Below are 20,424 nucleotides of genomic sequence, written 5' to 3'. Positions count from 1 at the left end.
TATATTTACCCGAACCAAAAACCAACAGCGATACCAAACATGGGAGAATTTGACAACAAAGAGAGAGAAGAGGTTTTTTCTAAAAAAGTAAGGGCCGGTAAAAGAACTTATTTTTTCGACGTTAAAGCAACACGTTCAGGAGATTATTATTTAACCCTTACTGAAAGCAAGAAAAGACTGGAAGACGGTGTATTTGTAAAACATAAGATCTTTTTATACAAAGAAGATTTTGAGAAATTCGCTGAAGGATTAAATGAGACGGTTGATTATATCAAGAATCACCAGGAAGTTGTTGAAAAACGCTATGAATATTCAGAAAACCATGAAGGTGCTGCAAAAGGCCAGAATGATGATTTTTCTTTCTAGGATAGGATTAAAGAACTTTTAGAAGGCTCCGTACAGGGGCTTTTTTTATGCCCTGACTATTTAAATTCCGGATTTATAAGCAATAAAACCCCGGGTGCATCGGAGCAACCCGGGTCTGATCAGCTATTAACCATGGTGATTCTTCCAAACAGCCATATTTTAATTATGGCGAATTTGCCATAATAGCGGGATTAAAAATCGGTTTAAATGATTACTATCCTTTCATAATCTTTCCTGGTTCAAAATCAATACAATTTCCTCTACAAATAATAGCCGGAAATTCTTTTTCAGAATGCCAGCTCACCTGTATTCAACAAAAAGTCAATTGGTTACTACAAATCCCAGCATTTAACGGTAAATACCAACACACATGGCATTAATTTTGTCGCCAAATTTTGTTTGTCTGATAAAATAAATATATTTTAACAACAGCATAAATGAACCACAATAAATATACTATTGTTTAAACAACCCAATTAATCTTGAAACAGAAACAACATGGAAAACTACAAGTACTTTGAACAGGAAGGTGACAAATATCATTTGAAAGCACAATTCGTATTTATTGCCTTTATTGGTGGCTTATGTATTATAGCAGGCCTTGCCACTGCTTTTACCATAGGCGCAACTGATAAAGCCAACAGGTGGATCGGTTATGGCATTGCATTACTCGGTGCAATGGCCTTACTCCGCCTTACCGCTAAAACTACCATTGATATGGAATCCCGACAGATTCTTTTAAAAAAGAACCTGTTCTCTGCCGAGGTAGCCTATAGTCTGGATAATTTCGAAACCTTCCTCGTTGCCAGAACAGTTTCCATATTCGGGATTACAATGAATGCTACTGCCAGCATGATCTTAAACATCAGCGGTAAAGAGAAACTTTTAATGCTAAACCAGTCTGTATTTTCTACAGCACCACTCAATAATATGATTAATGAAGCCATGTACATTATGAAAATTGAAAACCACGTATAAGACTAAGAATTATGGCGCTTCATAACTTACAAATCTCAGATGGCCGGTTCAGTATTCAGCCTAATCTGAGTTATTATACCAAAATAAAAACCTTTTTAGTCGTAATTTTTTTATGCTACGGTGTCGTTCCATTGCTGACTATCGCACATGATATCAAAGTAGTACTCTATATTATTGCAGCAGGACTTTGCTGTTATGTAGTCTATGAATTTCTTTTTTTAGTAAATGTAACCATCATTTTTGATCAGGGTACCCGCAAAGTATATAAAAAGATACCTGGTATTTATACAAAAACGCTGATGGACTTTGAAGAAATCAGGCTGGTAAATGAGACGAGTTATGGTGAACTAACGTATACTATTGGTGCGAAAAGTACGCGTTTTATAAAAAGCTACCCGATCAGCGAGCCCTTTTCAAATACGAAGAAAGGACATAGAGAACAATTAGCCTACGAAACGACAATTCTCGAACCATTAATGGAGTTCGTGAAGTAAACATAATCATCCTTTTTAAACAAAGAAAGCAGCCTCGTCATTGACAAGGCTGCTTTCTTTTTGAAATGTAAAGCGTTTATTTCACTGACAATAAGAATCCTATGGTAAAGTTAGCATCCCAGTCAAAAACGAAAGTATCACAATGCGTCGCATCCTTGATCGCTTTGTAAATATTTACACCACTTTTGATTTTTACCTTATCAGTATTATACTTTTCAGGATTATTTAATACTGTAAATCTTTCCTCACCGTTACGGGTCTGTTTAGCCAGTTCAAACGGAACACCACCAATGATAAAGCAAACTTCGCGTTTAGTTGAAGGAATTTTATCTGCAATGGCTTTAACCTGATCATAAACAGCAGCATCTTTTAAATCTTTCTCATAATACTTCGCTCCCGGCGCCTCAGCAGATTTAACTATACCATCCATCCATGATATCTTAGTATTACCCGAACCAATATCAACCACAAAAGAGTTATCATAATAAGAAGCAGGCAATACACATTTTAAGGCCAGTTTACCTTCCTGCTCAGCAGTAACCAGGTTCACTACATAACCCATTTTCTTCAGCTCAGAAGTAATGGCAGCAGTTTTAGGTTCTTTTTGTGCACCAGAGCTAATTACAAAATGTATGTTTTTAGATTTTACTCCCTTATCAAACATAGCACCTATATAATCTTTTAATCCTGTACGGATATCAGCAGTCGTAGCCATACCTTCATAGACAAAAGATTTTCCAAAGTCCTTGGAAATAATTTCCCAGCGTTTTTCTTTATCAATATTAACTACAAAAGAGTTAAAACCAGAAGCACCAACCTCAACCACACCTTTGTACTCGCCATTTACAGGTTTTTCAGGAGTATAGTTAAAAGAACGTTTTTCATCACTGGTTGCTGCCGAAGCAGAACCTGAAGCACTTGCACTACGACTAATACCTGTACTATCCTGCGCTGCTTTTGTTGCTGAACCATTCAGTTTACCACTTTCAGATGCCCAGTAACCTAATGCTATAATTGGAATAGCAATAATTATTGCCTTTATCGGCCAGCGCAATCTGCCCCATGTTGATTTCTCTTCCATATTCTTTTTTTTATATTTCTATTGTTAATAATTTAATTAATCCAGCAGCGTAAAACCCTTATCCACCTTTTCTTCCGCTTTCAATTCATAAGAGGCATCCGACATCTGGCTAACATTAAGCATTTTAAGATTACGCTGATCCACTTTTTGGATAAATTCTTCCAATTCACCCTGTGTTGGTGCACCGCCCACAGTGATATTGTTATTCTGATCCAGAAAATCAAGATTAGAACGGATAGAAGCAATATTCTGACTGATTGCTCCGGTGGCTGCATTCATTGCCTCCTGAAATACCCAGCTATCTTTAATATTAAATACTTCCGCCAAACCATCAGTCGCATTTTTCATTTTCTGCGTCGCTTCCAATTTTTTGGAAATGATAGAAATACTGCTATCAAGTGTACTTACATAAATACGGGCAGCACTTTCATTGTCCTTTAAAACTTCCAGCACCTTGGCAAACTGGTTCGCATACTGCACATAACTTCTTGCATTCTGTTCTTCAGATTCCCCTTCTTTCCCTAGTAAAAATGCTTTAGTACGGGTTTCTTTTGCATCTCTGCCATAACCATTCGCTTTCTCCGTATTGTTATTAGCCGCTTCCTGTTTTCCTTTTTCATCCAGATTAGCTGCTTCAACCGTAAAACGCTTCGCATAAGTATATTTTTCTTCTGCCGTTTTCTGCGCAGTTTCTCCACTCTGGATCATATCAATGCGTACGCCGTCTACATTAGTTATCTTTTCTTTTACCCGCTTCAAAGTATCTTTAGCATCTCTTGATAACAACTGCAATGTTTCAATCGGATTGTTACGGATAATAGCCTTCTCTCCTTTAAATATAAGAATTGTTCCCAAACGGTGAAGTAAAGCAATAATTTTTGGTGCCAGTAATAATAAAACAATCAGGATAATACTAAAAATCACCAGCAGGATACTTTTAGCTGCATATTCCAGCATGATGGGCAGGAATTTAAAAAAAGCAAAAGCGCCGCCTAAAACAATTGTCCAGAAAAAGATATTAGCCATTGTTTTTTTGGCTTCTGGCGTTTGCATCTGGCTCGGTAAATGATCACCCAGTACCTGGAATATAGGTAACTGGCTTTTCAGTTCGGCCGGTATGTTTACAAATTGGGACTTATTTTCCATCTTAATTTTTTAGTTTATATTGGTTTGGATTATGTTAAGCGCATTTTTAATATCAGTGATCACTTCTGCAACCGCTGTTTTACCAACAGCAATTTTCGCATCTATATCTTTCAACTGAGGTTCATATTTATTATTGATTTCTTTAAGTTCCTTTTGTCTGGAGCTCAGCCTTTCACGCAACTCTTCCATATTTTGTTCAAGACGCTGAATCTCTGCAGTCAGGCTGGCTTTTTCTGCTACCTGATTCTGTTCAATATTTTCCTTTTGCAACTGTTTCTGACTGGTTTCCTTATCAATAACCTTTTGCAATTCAGCCGCATAATTCTCACCAGTCCTGACCAGTTTATCTTTATCCAGCGTTTTATCCACGTACTTTAAAGAAGTAAAAGCTGCTTTAATAGAGCCTGCATCCACACTGCCCATTTCGGCCGCTGCATTCCAGACTTCAAAAAAGTCCAAACCAGGTGCATTAATCCTTTCTAGTATTTCCAGCACTTTAAGCTTCATCTGCTTAACATCTGCCGGTGGCAAATCAGAAGTATTTTGTGTTAGATTGGTTTGAGGGTTGTTAGTTACAACTTCACCTGTTTTAATTGGTGCTGGCGTTACTGCCTGTTTTGATTCAGGTACAAATGGTTCAGGACTGTCCTCAAAGATTAATTTCTTTAAGCTTTTTAAAATCCCAAAGGAGTTATTAGCTGGTTCCTCACTCATAATTAATTTTATCTGTCACGAAAATAACAAAAAACAATACAATAAAAGGAATTTTAAATCCATCAGCGGGGATGACGATTAACTAAAAACAGCTTCTATAACCACTTTCAAGCCGAATGCCGGAAATGATTATAGAAGCTGGTTAGAGAAACAATTTATTTTTCTTTAACTGCGCACTCTTTAACCAATGCATGAGTTAAACTAATCCAGCTCTCCTGTTCAGATACATTAGTACCCAGCAGAATCTTCCGGTTCTTTTGCAATTGATTTTCAAGCCGCAGCAGCAAATCATCTGGTATTGCTTTATTCAGAATCCTGACTGGTTCATCCAGCGCATCTGTTTTAAGCTCCACATCATAAATCCCTGAAGCCAGTGTTTTGCAAATCACCAGCTCTACCGCCTTATCATGCGTTATATTTTTCAAAGCCGTAAAGGCATTAACCACCTGTTCCGCATGATCAGCCTTAAAGCCTAGCATCAGTATCGTACCCAATTCAGCACTTTCACTATCATTTGATACATATATTTTTTCAGTCTCCGAGAGGATTGATTCAATTACTAACCTGTCCATAATTTAATTTTTTAGAAATCTATACCCTAAAAAGGAATGAAAAGCCGTATTGTTTGGTTAAAGATTAAATATAAAAGCCCGTTTACTATAATATTCAATACATTGAAATCCACACGCATCCAATAAACGTAAACAGGAAGGTAAATCACCATCCATAAACCAAATTACAAGATGAATACCATATTATATATATTCAATAATATCAAAATTGGATTGTCAGAAATTATGATCATTCTGCTGGCATTAATTGTTATTTTTTTAGTGATGCGCAACCTTATCGCCCCGCCTAAATACTAACCGCAGCAAATTCTCACCTAAAAAAAATGCCTTCTTTACAGAAAGCATTTCTTTGAAACCGTTTCAACAGCTTCTTAAAAATTATACTAATTATGCTCTTAAACTAAACTAGCTTCCAGAGAAATAGCCACATTATAAGCTTTACTTACCGGACAGTTTTCTTTTGCACCAGCAGCAATTTCCTGAAATTGCTCTTCAGTGATACCAGGGATAATGGCTTTCAGCACCAGGTTAGAACTTGTGATCACTCCATTCTCTAAAGATACTGTTCCTTTAGTTTCCAGTGATGTTGGGTTAAAACCAGCTTCAGTTAAGTCAAGACTTAATTTCATGGTAAAACATCCTGCGTGTGCAGCTGCCATCAACTCTTCTGGATTAGTTCCTGCGCCATCTTCAAAACGGCTGCTAAATGAATATTGAGTTTGGTTCAGTACAGTGCTGTCAGTTGTTAAATGACCTTTACCTTCTTTGATTGTGCCATTCCAAACGGCTGTTGCATTACGTTTCATCTATATAGTTTTAAATTGTTTTTTTTGTTAGATGGAGCCTTTGATGAGTAAAATAATGATTGCATTGCATGCTTAATCATTATTTTACTCATGTCGGGTTCATCTATATAGTTTTAAATTGTTTTTTTTGTTAGATGGAGCCTTTGATGAATAAAATAATGATTGCATTGCATGCTTAATCATTATTTTACTCATGTCGGGTTCATCTATATAGTTTTAAATTGTTTATTTTTTGTTAGATAATATTACAAAATTGCATTCACTATTAATGACAGTTTAATCCATTTTATGTTTCAGTAATTTAAAACCTGACGCACAAACGACTAACAATAAGATCAGCATAATCCACAACCAGTTATATCCATATTTTTCAGCCAGATAAAAACCTGCTGAAGGGCCGATCACTTGTGAAACCGACCAGCTTAAAGTATATCCGGCAGCATATTGTCCGCGGTTAAACTCATTCGTTCTGCTCATCACAAAAGTATTGATAAAAGGAAGCGCAAACATTTCTCCGATTGTAAACAGCAGCACAGATAAAAGAGCGACCATAACCGGTGTGATTCCGGGTAATAATAACATGAGATATGCACCGCCAATAAACAATACACCTTTGACGATATAATGAACCGGAGAACGTTTATTCTCAATCCTGCTGATCATGATCATTTCAAAAAGTGCGATAATCAAGCCATTCATCCCCAATATCAAACCAATTTTCAGTTCATTGATATGCCATACCTCTTTATAAAACAATGGGACTACTCTGAACATCAGGTAAAAACAAGTAGTTAACATCGTAGTCAGCAATAAGAACTTAATGAACAGCATATCTTCCCAGGGCTTACGCACCTGCATTCCTTTAATTTTTTCAGCAACTGCTTTTCGTGTTCCCTTTACAGTTGCGGGCAAAAGCAATAAAATAGAAAGACCAGAAAGGGCACTTACAGAACCATCCACCACAAAGAGTAAAGGGTAGCTAAAAGAGGCAACAATCCCTCCTACCGCACTTCCTACAGCAAAGCCCATATTCGTTGCCAGCCTGTTCAACGAATAGGAACGGGTTTGAGTCCCTTCTTTCGCATAAGTTGCAATCGCAGCAAAATTTGCCGGTCTGAAAGCTTCAGAAAAGAAACTGATCACAACAGTCAGCATACATAAGGCATTAAAATGTGTAATCGTAGAATACAGGATAAAAAACAACCCGCCGACAATAGAAGAGATAATTTGTACAGCCCGGAAGCCAATCACGTCAGTCAGTTTGCCACCTGCGGTTGCCCCCAGAATAGACCCCACTCCAAAAAGAGTAATAATCAGTCCCGCATCAGACGGTGGTCTGTGCAGGTATTGGGTCATATATAAACTCATAAAAGGTACAGCCATACTACTGCTCCTGTTGATGAGCATCACTATACTTAATAACCAGGTTTCGGAGCTTAATCCAGAAAAAGAATCTTTATAGGTGGTATATACTTTTTTAATCATTATAGTTTGTATCGTTCAAAAAATTCTATGGTTCTTAACAGCTGGTCAGCACGCTGCCTGTTGCTTCCAGACCTGGTGAGCTCATGGGTGCCATTTTCCATCGGGGGAAAATTTCACATGAGCAGCTGTTTTTATCTGATACAAATCGCTCAATAAACCCCTTGGTTTGTTTTGTGCGGAAGCATCCAGGATAAATAATCATAAAACAATGAAAATGAGAGGTTTCATAGGCTCGAAAATCAGGTGAGATTCAGAAACCTAAATTAAAGACAAAACCTTAAATTCCAACTACAATTAAAATCTAAAAGCGTTTAGCAAAGTAATCATAAAGTCAATTTTAGCCCAGATGTATCTGCTCAGAAAACGTCTGGTCACGGGCGTCTAAAATCAAATCTCTGATTTCTTGAGGCAAGTCACTTTCCGGATAAAAAGATATTCCGAAAGATTGATGATCGAGTATAAAATGATCATAGATGCGCTCTGTCTGGCTTAATCTCTTTTGAATAGATTTAAGACCAAAGTATAAGTGATAATCTTTCTCCACCTGATCTATAATACTATAGAATAATTTCTGTCTCTTTTGGAGGTCAACAGCTGTCATGTTTATATTTAGTATTTAGCCAAGATACACTGAACCCATAAATTACACAATAGGCAAAAGTCCCATAAGTCTATTATGAATAAAAGGAACAACACGATACGCACTTTTGTTACGATTTTAATGCGTTAAAAAGTGTTAATTTATTTAGAATACGCAGCTGATCAGATAGCTTTGTTAAGCGAGGTTGTTTATCCCCCTTGTTTCAAAAAAATGGATTTGAAAACCATCCTGAGTTTAGTTCTCTTTAGCAGTATCACCTGCGTTTCATCCACATCTCTTTATGCGCAAAAAACAGATCCGGACGCGGACGTAAATTTATGGGTACAGCAACCCGTTAAAGTTGACGGAATCCCTGACGAATGGCATGAGCCACTCAATAATTACAACACGGACACCAGACTTGCATTTGCACTGGCTAATGACCAGCAAAACCTTTATATAATCATTGAATCACTGGATGAAGCGACGACGAGGAAATTGATGTATGCAGGGCTCACCCTGGATATCAATACCGCAGGAAAAAAGAAAGATGGTATTAAACTCAATTTTCTGGGTATGAACCAGCCTCCCGCTCCTCACGAACAAAATGACACTTTATCACATCAGGTTGCCGCAACTAATGAATTTGAACATGGTGGAGTACATAGCATACAAGTTTCAGGCTTTAAAAATATTCCTGACGGAAGTTTACCTATGCCAAATAAAGATGGTATAGCGGTCGCAGCAGCTTTCAATAAACAGAGAGATTATATCTGCGAACTGGCAATCCCATTAAATCAGCTTGGTTTAAAAGGAGATGAAACGAAGGCGGTGGCCTATAATATCAAAATAAACAGTGGTACAGAACATCATCCTAAAGAAATGCCAGCGGGCGAAGGTTCAACTGGTGGTGGCCGCGGCATGCAGGGAGGCAAAGGTGGTGGAATGGGCGGCGGCATGCGCGGTGGCGGAGGTGGAAGACATGGCGGCGGCATGTGTGGTGGTAAAGGAGCCCGTAGTGCAGCAGGTTTAAATGATCAGCGTACAGCAGCTTCCGATTTCTGGATTAAATATGAACTGGCCAGACCTGTCGCTTCCTACCGGGCAAATTAAATTTCTCAATTTTTTTTAACCGTACACAATAAATTGAAGATTTGGTCGTCTTATATACGAGAGCGTTAATTAGATAACGGGGACCGTCCGCCTGGATGGTCCCCGTTTCTTTTTCCATTAAAAATTAATTTTCTTATCATTTCCGGCAATCCTGATTATTATTATATTTGATTACCTTAATCGTATGAATGAAGCCTGCACAAATACGCCCGGCATCATGCGTATTGAAAAAAACATATGATCTTATGAAACCATATTTATTCGGCTTTTTGATAGCCTTAATTTCTTTTACGGCTTCGGCTCAAATGCCTGCTACAGCTATTCCGGATTTCCAGTTCTACAAAGCTGATGGAAAAGCATTCACGAAAGCCCAGATAGTTCCAGCTCACCAATCACTTTTTGTTTTCTTTGATGCAACCTGCGTCCACTGTCAGAAGACCATGATTGAACTGTCTAAGAAATATGAAGATTTAAAAAAATTGAATATCTACCTTGTTTCCCTTGATCAGCATATTACAATGAATGATTTCATGGGTAAATATGGTAAAAACCTGGTTGGAAAAAAGAATGTATTACTGCTGGAAGATCGTGATCACGTATTTATCCCTTTATTTCAGCCTGCAAAATACCCGTCTCTATTTTTATACTCTTCTAAAAATGCGCTTACTTTCAAAACCAGTGGTGACAAGGAGTTACCCAAGCTTTTTGCAGCTATCGCAAAATAAAGAATTACTGCCTGTTTTCTGTAGCAGGTACAGTTTTGTGCAATGCGGCCGTACGTTGAGGCGTTCTGCTGCATTGACCTAAAGCAACATAGATAAGAACAAAAATAACGATAGTAGACAGGCAGCCTCCGCCAAGTTTTTTAGCGCCCCAGCCTGCGATGATTGTTTTGAAAAATGAGTTCATCATATAGATTTTCTTTACAACATCATTTCATCCATAAAGTTTTGTACGATTGGAATATCGGCTTCTGCCCAGTCCAGTTTATTTAATCCGGCAGGCAGCAGCCATTGAAAAGCAGCATGCTCAGTAAGCCTGATCTCTCCCGCAATCAGTTTACATTGAAAAGGAAGCAGACGGATTACCTGTTTTCCCTGGTCATAAACCGAAGGTTGCATTTTTTTTGTCACCCGGATTTCCACACCAAGTTCTTCCCGGATTTCCCGGATCAGGCATTCTTCAGCAGTTTCACCAGGCTCAACTTTCCCCCCGGGAAACTCCCATTTAAGCGGCAAATGCATACTCAAACTCCTTTGAGCTACTAAAACTTGTCCGTTCTGACTAATAATCAGTGCACAGGATACATCTATCATCATGCTAAAATATTAAAAAAATCAGCTATGGGCGATAAGTATTTCCTGTTCATCGGCAAATAACCTTCGCTCATAGGTAAAGACCCTGATATACTGAATGATGATAACTAATTTGGAATATCCCTGACAGATAACCAGCCACAAAGAGGTGACAGACAAAGATAACAAGCACACCTAATTAAAATTGCCGGCCTTACACAAGGGCCGGTTTTTTTTGATATTTTTACCTGTAACTTTATAATTGCAGCCCTATTTTAATTTAAAGACCGATGACGATGAATGTATCCCTTTCAAATAAAACCGCAGTAATTTGTGGAAGCACACAAGGTATTGGATTGGCTACAGCCATTATTCTTGCCCGTTCAGGTGCAAACTGTATTTTGATCGCAAGAAATGAGGAATCATTAATCAATGCTTTAAATGAGCTGCCATTAACCGAAGGACAGCAACATTCCTATGCCGTTGCAGATTTCTCTGACCCGGCGACTGTCAGTACTGCAATCCAGAAAATCGTTGCATTGGACCAGGTAGAAATTTTGGTCAATAACAGTGGAGGCCCAAAACCAGGTCCGGTTACAACTGCATTAACCAATGAATTTGAACAAGCTTTCAGTCAGCACCTGGTTTGTAATCATCTATTGGTTCAGGCGGTTCTGCCCGGAATGAAAGCGGCAGGCTATGGGCGGATCATCAACATTATCTCCACGTCAGTAAAAACACCACTTCCAAATCTTGGTGTATCCAATACAATCAGAGCTGCTGTAGCCGGGTGGGCAAAAACCTTATCAAATGAAGTGGGAGAATATAATATTACAGTGAACAACGTATTGCCAGGTTTAACGCAGACCACGCGGTATACAAAACTACTGGATAGTCTTTCTGAGGAAGGCAACAGAAATGATGTGGAAAAACAGCTAACCAATTCCATTCCTATGAAAAGAATTGGCCAGCCAGAGGAAATCGGAAATGTAATTGCTTTCCTGGCTTCACCGGCAGCTTCCTACGTTACAGGAGTTAGTATTCCAGTAGACGGGGGAAGAACTCCAGCTATTTAGCCTATTTATCCCAGGAAACCTCTCCAAGATAAACACTGTCAGAAATACTTTTATAATCATCTGAGACAAAGGATAGATACAAATGTGCGTTGCGCATTCTAGCACTCCTGTTCAGGTTGAACTTATAAGTACCCGCTGATCTTCTGACCGAGGTGGTAAAAATACGGGTCTTCCCGTTCTCCCCCGGAAAATAGGCCAATAGCAATACCTGGTCATCCTGATGTGTTTTCCCGTTAATGACCTGAGTATCCCAGCTCACTTTAAGTCTGTCGGTCAGGAGACTGGCCTTTGCCTTCTCTACAATGGGCATCTTTCCTTTGGTGACCAGTATTTTTGCATAATCAATTGCGATGTCCGGGAATGTACCTGTAACGTGTTTTCGGTTATATTTAAGCGCGTGATTGAATGCATTAGCTGTCGTGCCTTTAGCTTCTAATTCAAAACCGACTTTGAGAAACCCCTTGATGTCCTGTAAAAAAACATTCATCTTTTTAAGCGCCATCCTTGAATTCAGCTGATTATTTGTGGGTTTTTTATAGGATTTACCTATAGTTCTGGCAACGATCTGTCCTGCAAGAGGATAAATAACCATATTTCCTATTCTTCCGGTGAATGTTCCTAAATAACTGTTTGTAACAATAGCCATAACTTTTTATTAAGGTGAAAAATGCTGTGAATATTAATCAAAGGGGTTTTACCGTATATTTTAACAATTAATAAACTATTAAATAAATACAGAACAAAAACAAGTTACATAAAAAATTCAATTAATACATATTTATTTATGTTAACTGATTAGAAAAGTAAAATAATGATGCTTATACCTGTTTAAGAACCGTTTCAGTTATAGTTAAACAGTAGTCTGCTTATCCATTCTAAAGACCTTAAAATGTCGTTGGAATGAGGTTGGAATGACTGTGGTCATTGCAAGGTCATTCCAACCTCATCCCAACCTCATCCCAAGGTCATTTCAAGGCACTATTTAACACCTTTTAAACACCTGTTATATACGACGAGGCCACGTTAATGTCTTATCCGGATTTCAATGACACATTAAGTTTAAAATTCAACCTATTTTCTGGAATTCAACTTCAATTTCACCAGATCCCAAATGTTTATACACATAAAAACAGATCTGAATATCAATTACTTAACACACTTATCAACAATTATTGTGAATAAGTACCATTCTGACAAGCAAAAAGATATTTTTCAGCTGCAAAAACTGATTTTAAATCTTATCCCCAAAACCTATCCACAATAAACATGACGTAACTAACAGCTTATCAACAGTTAATGTGGATAAACTGTCAATTGCAAAAAAAATCTTATTTACGCCCGATTACAGATTTCATTTATGAATAAATACGCTTTAATAACTGGTGCCAGTAAAGGAATAGGAAAAGCTATAGCAAATTCATTGGCCGGTTCAGGCTACTATTTACTGCTGGTTGCGCGCAATGAAACTGAGCTTCAGTTGCTTTCCCAAAGCATCGAACAAGCCTATCAGTTATAGGATACCTGATACGCTCAGGAAAACTGCCCGCCTTACAGAGATTGAAATTAAAATCTTTTACACAAAAAAGAGCCGGATAAAATCCGGCTCCCATTATGATATTAAAACGTATTGTAATATTATTTATTGAACAACTACACCATCTTTGTTAATTTTGATGAAGGCTTTTTCAGTACCTTTAGTTACATCAATCTGGTAGAATTGTGATTTATCTGCCGCTGTTACTAAAAACGCTGTTGTTGGTTTCCAGTCTTTGTAAGCATCTGCTTTTAAAGTCGTAGTTACAGGTGCCGGAAGCTCTTCTAGTTTCACAGGTACTTTTTGTGAACTATCTTGTTTTACTTTCATAGCACTATCAGTTTTCATAGTAGCTAAACTGTCCATTTTTAGAGTAGCTGCACTGTCCGTTTTCATGGTAGCTGCACTATCTGTTTTCATAGCAGCCACACTATCCATTCTCATAGTAGCTGCGCTGTCCATTTTTAGAGTAGCTGCACTGTCCATTCTCAAGGTAATTGCTAATGGAGCTTTAGTTTCTGATGCTTTTAATGTAGATATACCTGTTACTGCTAATAATGCTGCTGCTGTTAAAATGATATTTTTCATAATTTTAAGATTTGTGTTAAAGTATTCGAAATTTTCAATTCTGGTAAAATTTATATTTCGCTACTGTTTGTTAATGTATAATTCAGTTATTTAATCTGAATAGTATAGTTACATAATAATGCCAAAAACTGGCACACAAATTAAAATATTGAAAATCAATATATTAAATATTAAACTTCAGAAAACCACTGTGGAATAACGCTACAATTTGATGAAACAGGTAACAAAGAAAAATGCTGACATCCATCAGCATTTTTTTTATTAACTACCTATTTATAAGCCGAAGCCTATTTCTTTCGCAGTTATTGAACTGCATATTTTTAAAATTTATCTATTGCTGACCGAATAGAGTTCAAATGAAAAACATGAGGAATAATTCAAACATTTGAGAGCGAATTAAAACCATAGCGCGTTTTAAACCTGATTGAAAATAAAGATATAACTTTTTTATAAAAATGATAAATAATCTAAATATTTTTTGATATAAAAATGATTTAGCAATATAATCGGAGACTTATGTCTTTTTGAAATGATATATTTCGAAAGTTTTTGTGTCAAATATTAACAGCTTCATCTATATTTATTACATGGAAAATAATCAGCCTTTAATTGTATTAAATGCCGCAGAACAGCGTGTCTTAGGTGTATTACTGGAAAAAAGCAGAACTACACCAGACTATTATCCTATGACTATTTCTGCATTAACCACTGCCTGTAATCAGAAAACATCAAGGAACCCTATTGTAAATTATGAGGAAGAAACCGTTACCCTCACCTTAAATACTTTAAAAATCAAAGGTTTAAGCAGCACAGCTATGGGTGGTAGCAGCAGAAGCACAAAATACAAACATAATCTTGCTATTGTATATCCGCTGATTCCTGCAGAACTGGCAGTAATTTGTTTATTGCTCTTACGCGGGCCATTAACTCCTGGTGAGATCAATACGAATGCAGCAAGACTATATGAATTTGAAACTATTGAAGAAGTTCAGGAGATCCTGCATAAATTAGCACAGGAAGAACCTGTTTATGTAAAACAACTCCCTAAAAAACCAGGGCAAAAAGAAGCGAGATATAAACATTTGTTTGGAGGAGAAGCAGAGGAAGAAGAAATTCCTGAGCCGGAAATCAGTCAGCAATCTTCTCCTGATCTGGAAAACAGAGTCATTAAGCTGGAACAGGAACTGGAAGAAGTTAAGGAAATGCTGAACTTATTAATGAGTCAATAGTAATTTTTCTACATTCGTAAAAAAATACAATGACCACTACAGCCCCCATCATCCTTTTTGTCTACAACCGCTTATCACATACACAGCAGGTTATAGCAGCCTTAAAGGAAAATCTATTGTCAGCAGAAAGTGAATTGTATATCTATGCAGATGCTGCAAAAAATGTGGATGCTTTGCAAGCAGTCAATGAGCTCAGAAGCTTTCTGACCACCATAACCGGTTTTAAAAGTGTTCATATTTGTTTACGTGAAACTAATCTGGGAGTTGATGACAATATTATCCTGGGAGTTACTGAGGTGATCAGTATACATGGTAAAGCTATAGTACTCGAGGATGACCTGGTTACCTCGCCCTGGTTTTTAAAGTTTATGAATGAGGCACTGGATTTTTATGAAAATCAAGATGAAGTTGCTTCTATACATGGATATGTCTATCCTGTTCAGCAAAAACTAAAAGAAGTTTTCTTTATCAAAGGTGCCGATTGCTGGGGATGGGCAACCTGGAAAAGGGCTTGGGATTTATTTGAACATGACGGGGCTGAATTATTAGAAAAAATCAGCACACAGGGACTACAGAAAGAATTCGATTTCGAGGATACCTACCCTTATTTCAAAGCATTGGAACAACAGGCAATTGGCCATACTAAACATTGGGATATCAGGTGGTATGCTTCTGCTTTTCTTTCAGAGAAATTAACACTTTATCCGGGCCGGTCTTTGGTAAAAAACATTGGCCATGATGCCAGTGGAACGCATTGCGGGCACAGTAATAGTTATGATGTAACCCTATCTTTGACTCCATTATCCGTAGAAACTGAAGTTATTGCTGATCAGGAGGCTTATCATATATTTGCAGATTTCATGAGAAACTTATCGGTTAATAGTCCTGTACGTCCTAAAGGTATAGCATCAAGACTTTTTAAACAACTGAAAACATCGGTCAACCGTCGCTTTCAAAGGACATAAATAGGATCATGATTTAATAAGATCCTATTCATATCTTTTTTAAAGTTATTTGATAAAAATATTATTATTTACAACATTATGAGGGCCTTCATGGTATAAGTCAGTTACTTCAACCGCTCTGAAGATATTATTAGAAATTATATTGTTGTCCCCTTGATTTTCTGACACCCCAACTTTCATCATACTTCCATAGCCCTCTTCCAGTCCGGTTAAATTACCAATTTGATTACCAGTAATTGAAAACAGGCTTGAGCGCAGCAAAAACACCCCTGTATCTTTACTCATTTCTATTTGGTTATTTGTAATTGAACCAATTTCACAATCTGTAATTTGCAGTCCCATGTACCCACTTGTATAGATATCATTACCAGATATATCAATGCGTTTGCAATCATTTAATAAGACAGAGCTCACTCCATCAGTTCTGCCCGCTGAAAACCAATTTCCCTTAATTTTCACTGAAAAATAACTTTTTATTGCAACAGCCTGTCCGCCAATGTTGTCAATATCATTAGAATCGATAACGAGGTAGGTATAATGATAAAAGGGTTGTCCTTCTTTATAATTTGGATCTGCCGGAAGTAAAGTTTCGGCATAAATTCCCTGAGCCCCTGGCCTATCGGTATCTCCACCACCAATATAATTATGTTTTATAGTAACAGAAGCAGCGTTTATTAATTTGATAAATGAAGTGCCCCTGCATTTTTCCATTTTATTATTCTCAATGATATTATGCGTTCCATAACTAATAAATATTTGCGGCCCCACCATTCCACTGATGAAATTATTACTGATATTAACATTACTTGAGTCAGAGCAATTAATTGCATTGGTAAAGCCACCAACAATCCTCAATTTTTCGCAGGTTACATTATATCCTTCATTTAAGACCTTAATTGCACAAAAATTTATATCTGAAACATAATAGGAAGAATATAAAGTGAGTTGGCTTGCTCCACCAAAACGAGTGATTGTTAACAGCGGTTTATCAGTCTCAACAGCGTGAAGTTCAGACAAAGTACTTTGCCCATAAATAACCTGATTCCAGTTTAAAACCAGCCCGGATACACAATAAATGCCTTCTGGAACATATATATTTTTCCCTGTACTAATTGCATTCTTAAAATGTACTGAATCATTGCTCCCGTTACCTCTGGCTCCAAACCATTTTACATTGGTTTCATCACTGATTACTCTTTTCCATCTCCCTGATGTCGTAAAAACAGAACCCAGTATAGTTCCATTATTTACAACTTCTGTACAGGAACTATCCCAGCAGAAATCACCACCTCCGTTATCTCCGGGAGAATAATAGCCCAAAACATTGTTAAACTTATTTAAGGCCGGGTCGATAGTGTTGATCAAATCTGTAATTGAATTTACTTGCATATTTTTAAACCAGTTGTTTAGCCTGGCACGCAGGAAACCCCGCTTATTTCTAAGCAGGACAACCTTACAATATATTATCGCTAATTATCTCTATTATATTTCTATTCTGTAAAATCAATCATTACATTTGCAGCGCAACACTGAACACAACAGTAGCCTTTCGCCTTACAAATGTAGTGATAAACTACACATTTTAATAAAAATGTAGCGTCAAACCTTACAAAATTTAATATATGTCTGATTATCAGGGAGAAAAATTCAGGGAATTTTTAGTTTCTCATAAAATAGCCAAAACTAAGGCTGCAACATTACTAGGTATTTCCAGATCTGCTATCTATGATTATTTCGATAGCGAGAATATGTCCAGGGAAACTGTAAATAAAATAATATTAACCTTTAACACAACTGAAGCCGAAGTATTCGGTATATACAATACCCAGATTCTTAATAATTTACAGCATAATAAGCTTAATGAATCATCAGATAATCATCTGGTAAACGCTAAAATTATTGACAATTTGCCTTATCCTATCGAGCAAGGAGAAACACCATTTATAAACTTATCTGATGGACAGTATTTAATGATCATGCCATTAGTAAGTGAATATGCTTATGCTGGGTATCTTTCTGGTTTCGCCGACCCCATTTATATTGAAGAGCTACCCAAACATTCAATCATTGTTCAGAAACAGCATAAGGGAAATTACAGAGCTTTTGAAATAGTTGGTGACAGCATGGATGATAATACAAAAGAAAGCATTCCTGATGGAAGTATTGCCACCGGCCGTGAAATCGTACAGGACTATTGGCGATCAAAATTCCATACACACCGCTATAAGGATTATGTAATTGTAACTAAAAATGATGGAATAGTAATTAAAAGAATTATTGATCATGATGTGGAGAAAGGTATAATAACATGCCACTCTCTAAATCCTGATAAGGCAATCTACGCAGATTTCAAGATAGAGCTTAAAGACGTTCAACAAATATTTAATATAGTAAACGTTTCCATATCCAGATAATTCCCAATCGTAATAACAGTAAAACCATGAATTGATGGAATTAGTAAAAGCGTATTATAAACTACTAATTAAAAAAAATCACATTACTTCCTCTAATCCAGCGAAACAAAAAGTTCGGACTGCGTGAGCCACTTTCCTTTAATTTTCCGCCACATGGCCGAGTAATTACCTCTGAACTTTTCTGTTTTATAATTCCACTCTCCTGTTTCCCATGCCAGCACACCACTATCCCCGATTGTAATCAACGAAGGTATCCGTTCAAAAACAGGCCGGTCTTCCTGGAACATTTCTGTAAAAACTTTCAACAGCAGTTTTTTTCCTGCATACTGACCACCTTCACCAGAAATAACAATAATATCATCCATCCAATACTGGGCAACACCTGCTGCATCTCCTATAAGAATAGCCGCATTTGAATTTTCACGGGAAGCTTTGATGCTGTTAATTTCGTTTTGTTTTTGATCTGTCATGAATATATTCTAATCAATGTTGTCACCCCCGGCAGCAGATGCGGTGCATGGTTCCCTTTACGAATAATCCTGTCAAAGGATACTATAAAGAAATACACGCACGATTATTTTTTAAATAAAGTACAAATATAAATGATTACCTAAATAAACTACTTTACAAATAATTATTACCGTGATCGTTAGGATAAAAATGGTAATAATCACGCTATTTCCAATAGAATTTCGCTTATTTGCCATATTATAATATAGAAATGGACATAGGAATTATTGGCCTGGGAGACATGGGCAAACTTTATGCAAAACATTTTGCTAAAGCAGGGCATCAGGTTTGCGGTGCAGACCTCCCGGTTTTCAGAGAAAAGCTGGAGGAGGAATTATCTCCTTTAGGCATAGAAATATTAATCGACGGAAATGCAGTATCCCGCAAATGCGACGTGATATTTTATGCGGTGGAAGCCGAGAAAATAGCAGAAGTAGTTGCACTTTATGGCGCTTCTACCAAATATGGTGCTATTGTTGCCGGCCAGACTTCTGTAAAACATCCGGAGATCGCCGCTTTTGAGAAATATTTACCGAAGGACGTCAATATCATTACCTGCCATTCGTTACACGGTCCTGGCTTTGATCCCAAAGGACAAACTTTAATTGTGATTCCGCACCGTTGTGATGCGGATGCTTATACCCGAATGATGGATCTGCTTGCGGTTTTAGGTTCTGATATCGTAGAGATGAAAGATTACCATGAACACGATAAAATTGTAGCCGATACACAAGCAGTTACACACATGGGTTTTGAAAGTATGGGAACAGCCTGGAAAGAAGCGGGATTTTTTCCATGGGAGAATCCATCCTACCTGGGTGGAATAGATAATGTAAAGATTTTAACGATGTTGCGGATTTTCAGCTACAAATCTCACATCTATGCAGGTTTGGCGATCATGAACCCGTATGCACGTCACCAGATCAAACGTTATGCACAATCCGAATCAGAGCTTTTCAAGCTCATGATTATGGAGAAAGAGAGCGAATTCCGCCAACGGATTAAAGAAGTTAAGAATTTTCTGTTTCCTGATGACAAACAATTCCTTTTACTGGATAACCAGATCATGAAGGAATTTTCGCTGTCAGGAACCGGAGCACCACATACACCAAATTCACATTTAAGTTTACTGAGTATGGCCGATGCCTGGTACCACCTGAAAATCAATCCATATGATAATTTGATTTGTCAGACTCCCCCCTTTCGCCTGCGCCTGGGAATTGTAGAGTATCTGTTCAGAAACGAAGAGTTATTGGAAGAATCTATTGTTGCTGCCATTTATGACAAACAAATCCGGGCCGATGATCTTGAATTTCATTCTTCAGTAAGAGAATGGTCCTCAATTATTGGTTATGGAGATATCAATGGCTATAAACAACACTTCGATCAGACTAAAAACTTTTTTAATGACAGATTGGAACAAGGGAGATTACAAAGTGCAGAATTAATCGGCAGGTTAAACAGAAATTCATAAACAA

Annotated in this window: 24 protein-coding genes; 11 read left to right on the top strand and 13 right to left on the bottom strand. The window is 37.3% G+C overall.

The annotated features are described in order from the left end of the window. The first annotated feature begins 39 nt into the window (after positions 1-39). The 3 genes from AB3G38_RS22215 (at position 40) to AB3G38_RS22205 (ending at position 1,838) form a co-directional block, all read left to right on the top strand. Entirely contained in the window at positions 40-366 is a 327-nt protein-coding gene (locus tag AB3G38_RS22215) for a DUF3276 family protein (protein WP_111632195.1), read from the top strand. 498 nt (positions 367-864) lie between these two features. Further along, positions 865-1,344 carry a hypothetical protein gene (locus AB3G38_RS22210; protein ID WP_367865894.1) on the top strand — a complete coding sequence of 160 codons (480 nt, stop codon included), beginning with the start codon at positions 865-867 and terminating at the stop codon, positions 1,342-1,344. A gap of 11 nt (positions 1,345-1,355) precedes the next feature. After that, a complete protein-coding gene (locus AB3G38_RS22205) occupies positions 1,356-1,838 on the top strand; it encodes a hypothetical protein (protein ID WP_367865893.1) in 483 nt (160 codons plus the stop codon). 76 nt (positions 1,839-1,914) lie between these two features. On the opposite strand, the gene AB3G38_RS22200 is transcribed toward AB3G38_RS22205, so the two are convergent. The 7 genes from AB3G38_RS22200 to AB3G38_RS22170 all read right to left on the bottom strand — a co-directional run bounded on the left by AB3G38_RS22200 (position 1,915) and on the right by AB3G38_RS22170 (position 8,243). Beyond that, positions 1,915-2,919, bottom strand: a complete 1,005-nt coding sequence (locus AB3G38_RS22200; protein WP_367865892.1) for a hypothetical protein — start codon at positions 2,917-2,919, stop codon at positions 1,915-1,917. 36 nt (positions 2,920-2,955) lie between these two features. Next, positions 2,956-4,065: a hypothetical protein gene (locus AB3G38_RS22195; RefSeq protein ID WP_367865891.1), complete on the bottom strand. Its 1,110-nt coding sequence runs from the start codon at positions 4,063-4,065 to the stop codon at positions 2,956-2,958. 9 nt (positions 4,066-4,074) lie between these two features. Next, positions 4,075-4,779 (bottom strand): hypothetical protein, encoded by a 705-nt coding sequence (locus AB3G38_RS22190; protein ID WP_367865890.1) that lies wholly within the window; start codon positions 4,777-4,779, stop codon positions 4,075-4,077. Between the two features lie 155 nt (positions 4,780-4,934). After that, a complete protein-coding gene (locus tag AB3G38_RS22185) occupies positions 4,935-5,351 on the bottom strand; it encodes a hypothetical protein (RefSeq protein ID WP_367865889.1) in 417 nt (138 codons plus the stop codon). Between the two features lie 395 nt (positions 5,352-5,746). After that, the gene (locus tag AB3G38_RS22180) at positions 5,747-6,157 is read right to left on the bottom strand and encodes an OsmC family protein (RefSeq protein WP_367865888.1); all 411 of its coding nucleotides are present in this window, start codon (positions 6,155-6,157) and stop codon (positions 5,747-5,749) included. A gap of 276 nt (positions 6,158-6,433) precedes the next feature. Further along, positions 6,434-7,642, bottom strand: a complete 1,209-nt coding sequence (locus AB3G38_RS22175) for an MFS transporter (RefSeq protein ID WP_367865887.1) — start codon at positions 7,640-7,642, stop codon at positions 6,434-6,436. 337 nt (positions 7,643-7,979) lie between these two features. Next, positions 7,980-8,243, bottom strand: a complete 264-nt coding sequence (locus AB3G38_RS22170; protein ID WP_367865886.1) for a hypothetical protein — start codon at positions 8,241-8,243, stop codon at positions 7,980-7,982. 210 nt (positions 8,244-8,453) lie between these two features. On the opposite strand from AB3G38_RS22170, the gene AB3G38_RS22165 reads away from it, so the two are divergent. After that, the gene (locus AB3G38_RS22165) at positions 8,454-9,335 is read left to right on the top strand and encodes a hypothetical protein (RefSeq protein ID WP_367865885.1); all 882 of its coding nucleotides are present in this window, start codon (positions 8,454-8,456) and stop codon (positions 9,333-9,335) included. Positions 9,336-9,580: 245 nt separating this feature from the next. Further along, a complete protein-coding gene (locus AB3G38_RS22160) occupies positions 9,581-10,060 on the top strand; it encodes a TlpA family protein disulfide reductase (protein WP_367865884.1) in 480 nt (159 codons plus the stop codon). A 4-nt stretch (positions 10,061-10,064) separates the two neighbouring features. Here the strand turns inward: AB3G38_RS22160 and AB3G38_RS22155 are convergent, their stop codons facing one another. Both AB3G38_RS22155 and AB3G38_RS22150 read right to left on the bottom strand, forming a co-directional pair. Continuing rightward, positions 10,065-10,247 carry a hypothetical protein gene (locus AB3G38_RS22155; RefSeq protein ID WP_367865883.1) on the bottom strand — a complete coding sequence of 61 codons (183 nt, stop codon included), beginning with the start codon at positions 10,245-10,247 and terminating at the stop codon, positions 10,065-10,067. Positions 10,248-10,258: 11 nt separating this feature from the next. Next, complete coding sequence (locus tag AB3G38_RS22150; protein ID WP_367865882.1) at positions 10,259-10,654, bottom strand: (deoxy)nucleoside triphosphate pyrophosphohydrolase; 396 nt, start codon at positions 10,652-10,654, stop codon at positions 10,259-10,261. Between the two features lie 272 nt (positions 10,655-10,926). On the opposite strand from AB3G38_RS22150, the gene AB3G38_RS22145 reads away from it, so the two are divergent. Then, on the top strand, positions 10,927-11,706 hold the full coding sequence (locus AB3G38_RS22145; RefSeq protein WP_367865881.1) for an SDR family oxidoreductase: 780 nt from the start codon (positions 10,927-10,929) through the stop codon (positions 11,704-11,706). A gap of 1 nt (position 11,707) precedes the next feature. On the opposite strand, the gene AB3G38_RS22140 is transcribed toward AB3G38_RS22145, so the two are convergent. After that, positions 11,708-12,352 (bottom strand): DUF6266 family protein, encoded by a 645-nt coding sequence (locus AB3G38_RS22140; RefSeq protein WP_367865880.1) that lies wholly within the window; start codon positions 12,350-12,352, stop codon positions 11,708-11,710. Positions 12,353-13,063: 711 nt separating this feature from the next. Between AB3G38_RS22140 and AB3G38_RS22135 the strand changes: the two genes are divergently transcribed. Then, on the top strand, positions 13,064-13,222 hold the full coding sequence (locus tag AB3G38_RS22135; RefSeq protein WP_367865879.1) for an SDR family NAD(P)-dependent oxidoreductase: 159 nt from the start codon (positions 13,064-13,066) through the stop codon (positions 13,220-13,222). A gap of 123 nt (positions 13,223-13,345) precedes the next feature. On the opposite strand, the gene AB3G38_RS22130 is transcribed toward AB3G38_RS22135, so the two are convergent. Beyond that, positions 13,346-13,828 (bottom strand): hypothetical protein, encoded by a 483-nt coding sequence (locus tag AB3G38_RS22130; RefSeq protein ID WP_367865878.1) that lies wholly within the window; start codon positions 13,826-13,828, stop codon positions 13,346-13,348. Between the two features lie 587 nt (positions 13,829-14,415). Between AB3G38_RS22130 and AB3G38_RS22125 the strand changes: the two genes are divergently transcribed. Both AB3G38_RS22125 and AB3G38_RS22120 read left to right on the top strand, forming a co-directional pair. Next, entirely contained in the window at positions 14,416-15,057 is a 642-nt protein-coding gene (locus tag AB3G38_RS22125; protein WP_367865877.1) for a YceH family protein, read from the top strand. A gap of 29 nt (positions 15,058-15,086) precedes the next feature. Beyond that, a complete protein-coding gene (locus AB3G38_RS22120) occupies positions 15,087-16,022 on the top strand; it encodes a glycosyltransferase family 2 protein (RefSeq protein WP_367865876.1) in 936 nt (311 codons plus the stop codon). A 45-nt stretch (positions 16,023-16,067) separates the two neighbouring features. Here AB3G38_RS22120 and AB3G38_RS22115 read toward each other — a convergent pair whose 3' ends face one another. Further along, positions 16,068-17,411 (bottom strand): right-handed parallel beta-helix repeat-containing protein, encoded by a 1,344-nt coding sequence (locus AB3G38_RS22115; RefSeq protein ID WP_367865875.1) that lies wholly within the window; start codon positions 17,409-17,411, stop codon positions 16,068-16,070. A gap of 233 nt (positions 17,412-17,644) precedes the next feature. On the opposite strand from AB3G38_RS22115, the gene AB3G38_RS22110 reads away from it, so the two are divergent. Beyond that, positions 17,645-18,436: a helix-turn-helix transcriptional regulator gene (locus tag AB3G38_RS22110; RefSeq protein WP_367865874.1), complete on the top strand. Its 792-nt coding sequence runs from the start codon at positions 17,645-17,647 to the stop codon at positions 18,434-18,436. A 92-nt stretch (positions 18,437-18,528) separates the two neighbouring features. On the opposite strand, the gene AB3G38_RS22105 is transcribed toward AB3G38_RS22110, so the two are convergent. Further along, positions 18,529-18,906, bottom strand: coding sequence for a DUF4440 domain-containing protein (locus AB3G38_RS22105; RefSeq protein WP_367865873.1), 378 nt, complete (start codon positions 18,904-18,906; stop codon positions 18,529-18,531). Positions 18,907-19,157: 251 nt separating this feature from the next. Between AB3G38_RS22105 and AB3G38_RS22100 the strand changes: the two genes are divergently transcribed. Continuing rightward, entirely contained in the window at positions 19,158-20,420 is a 1,263-nt protein-coding gene (locus AB3G38_RS22100; RefSeq protein WP_367865872.1) for an NAD(P)-binding domain-containing protein, read from the top strand. Positions 20,421-20,424: the final 4 nt, after the last annotated feature.

This window comes from Pedobacter sp. WC2423 (assembly GCF_040822065.1).
Classification (GTDB): domain Bacteria; phylum Bacteroidota; class Bacteroidia; order Sphingobacteriales; family Sphingobacteriaceae; genus Pedobacter.
This window is presented reverse-complemented; position numbering and strand designations above follow the sequence as displayed.

Bases quoted from the DNA above. Each gene is read 5' to 3' on its own strand.
- AB3G38_RS22215 (WP_111632195.1), top strand. From the start codon at position 40: ATGGGAGAATTTGACAACAAAGAGAGAGAAGAGGTTTTTTCTAAAAAA.
- AB3G38_RS22210 (WP_367865894.1), top strand. From the start codon at position 865: ATGGAAAACTACAAGTACTTTGAACAGGAAGGTGACAAATATCATTTG.
- AB3G38_RS22205 (WP_367865893.1), top strand. From the start codon at position 1,356: ATGGCGCTTCATAACTTACAAATCTCAGATGGCCGGTTCAGTATTCAG.
- AB3G38_RS22200 (WP_367865892.1), bottom strand. From the start codon at position 2,919: ATGGAAGAGAAATCAACATGGGGCAGATTGCGCTGGCCGATAAAGGCA.
- AB3G38_RS22195 (WP_367865891.1), bottom strand. From the start codon at position 4,065: ATGGAAAATAAGTCCCAATTTGTAAACATACCGGCCGAACTGAAAAGC.
- AB3G38_RS22190 (WP_367865890.1), bottom strand. From the start codon at position 4,779: ATGAGTGAGGAACCAGCTAATAACTCCTTTGGGATTTTAAAAAGCTTA.
- AB3G38_RS22185 (WP_367865889.1), bottom strand. From the start codon at position 5,351: ATGGACAGGTTAGTAATTGAATCAATCCTCTCGGAGACTGAAAAAATA.
- AB3G38_RS22180 (WP_367865888.1), bottom strand. From the start codon at position 6,157: ATGAAACGTAATGCAACAGCCGTTTGGAATGGCACAATCAAAGAAGGT.
- AB3G38_RS22175 (WP_367865887.1), bottom strand. From the start codon at position 7,642: ATGATTAAAAAAGTATATACCACCTATAAAGATTCTTTTTCTGGATTA.
- AB3G38_RS22170 (WP_367865886.1), bottom strand. From the start codon at position 8,243: ATGACAGCTGTTGACCTCCAAAAGAGACAGAAATTATTCTATAGTATT.
- AB3G38_RS22165 (WP_367865885.1), top strand. From the start codon at position 8,454: ATGGATTTGAAAACCATCCTGAGTTTAGTTCTCTTTAGCAGTATCACC.
- AB3G38_RS22160 (WP_367865884.1), top strand. From the start codon at position 9,581: ATGAAACCATATTTATTCGGCTTTTTGATAGCCTTAATTTCTTTTACG.
- AB3G38_RS22155 (WP_367865883.1), bottom strand. From the start codon at position 10,247: ATGATGAACTCATTTTTCAAAACAATCATCGCAGGCTGGGGCGCTAAA.
- AB3G38_RS22150 (WP_367865882.1), bottom strand. From the start codon at position 10,654: ATGATGATAGATGTATCCTGTGCACTGATTATTAGTCAGAACGGACAA.
- AB3G38_RS22145 (WP_367865881.1), top strand. From the start codon at position 10,927: ATGAATGTATCCCTTTCAAATAAAACCGCAGTAATTTGTGGAAGCACA.
- AB3G38_RS22140 (WP_367865880.1), bottom strand. From the start codon at position 12,352: ATGGCTATTGTTACAAACAGTTATTTAGGAACATTCACCGGAAGAATA.
- AB3G38_RS22135 (WP_367865879.1), top strand. From the start codon at position 13,064: ATGAATAAATACGCTTTAATAACTGGTGCCAGTAAAGGAATAGGAAAA.
- AB3G38_RS22130 (WP_367865878.1), bottom strand. From the start codon at position 13,828: ATGAAAAATATCATTTTAACAGCAGCAGCATTATTAGCAGTAACAGGT.
- AB3G38_RS22125 (WP_367865877.1), top strand. From the start codon at position 14,416: ATGGAAAATAATCAGCCTTTAATTGTATTAAATGCCGCAGAACAGCGT.
- AB3G38_RS22120 (WP_367865876.1), top strand. From the start codon at position 15,087: ATGACCACTACAGCCCCCATCATCCTTTTTGTCTACAACCGCTTATCA.
- AB3G38_RS22115 (WP_367865875.1), bottom strand. From the start codon at position 17,411: ATGCAAGTAAATTCAATTACAGATTTGATCAACACTATCGACCCGGCC.
- AB3G38_RS22110 (WP_367865874.1), top strand. From the start codon at position 17,645: ATGTCTGATTATCAGGGAGAAAAATTCAGGGAATTTTTAGTTTCTCAT.
- AB3G38_RS22105 (WP_367865873.1), bottom strand. From the start codon at position 18,906: ATGACAGATCAAAAACAAAACGAAATTAACAGCATCAAAGCTTCCCGT.
- AB3G38_RS22100 (WP_367865872.1), top strand. From the start codon at position 19,158: ATGGACATAGGAATTATTGGCCTGGGAGACATGGGCAAACTTTATGCA.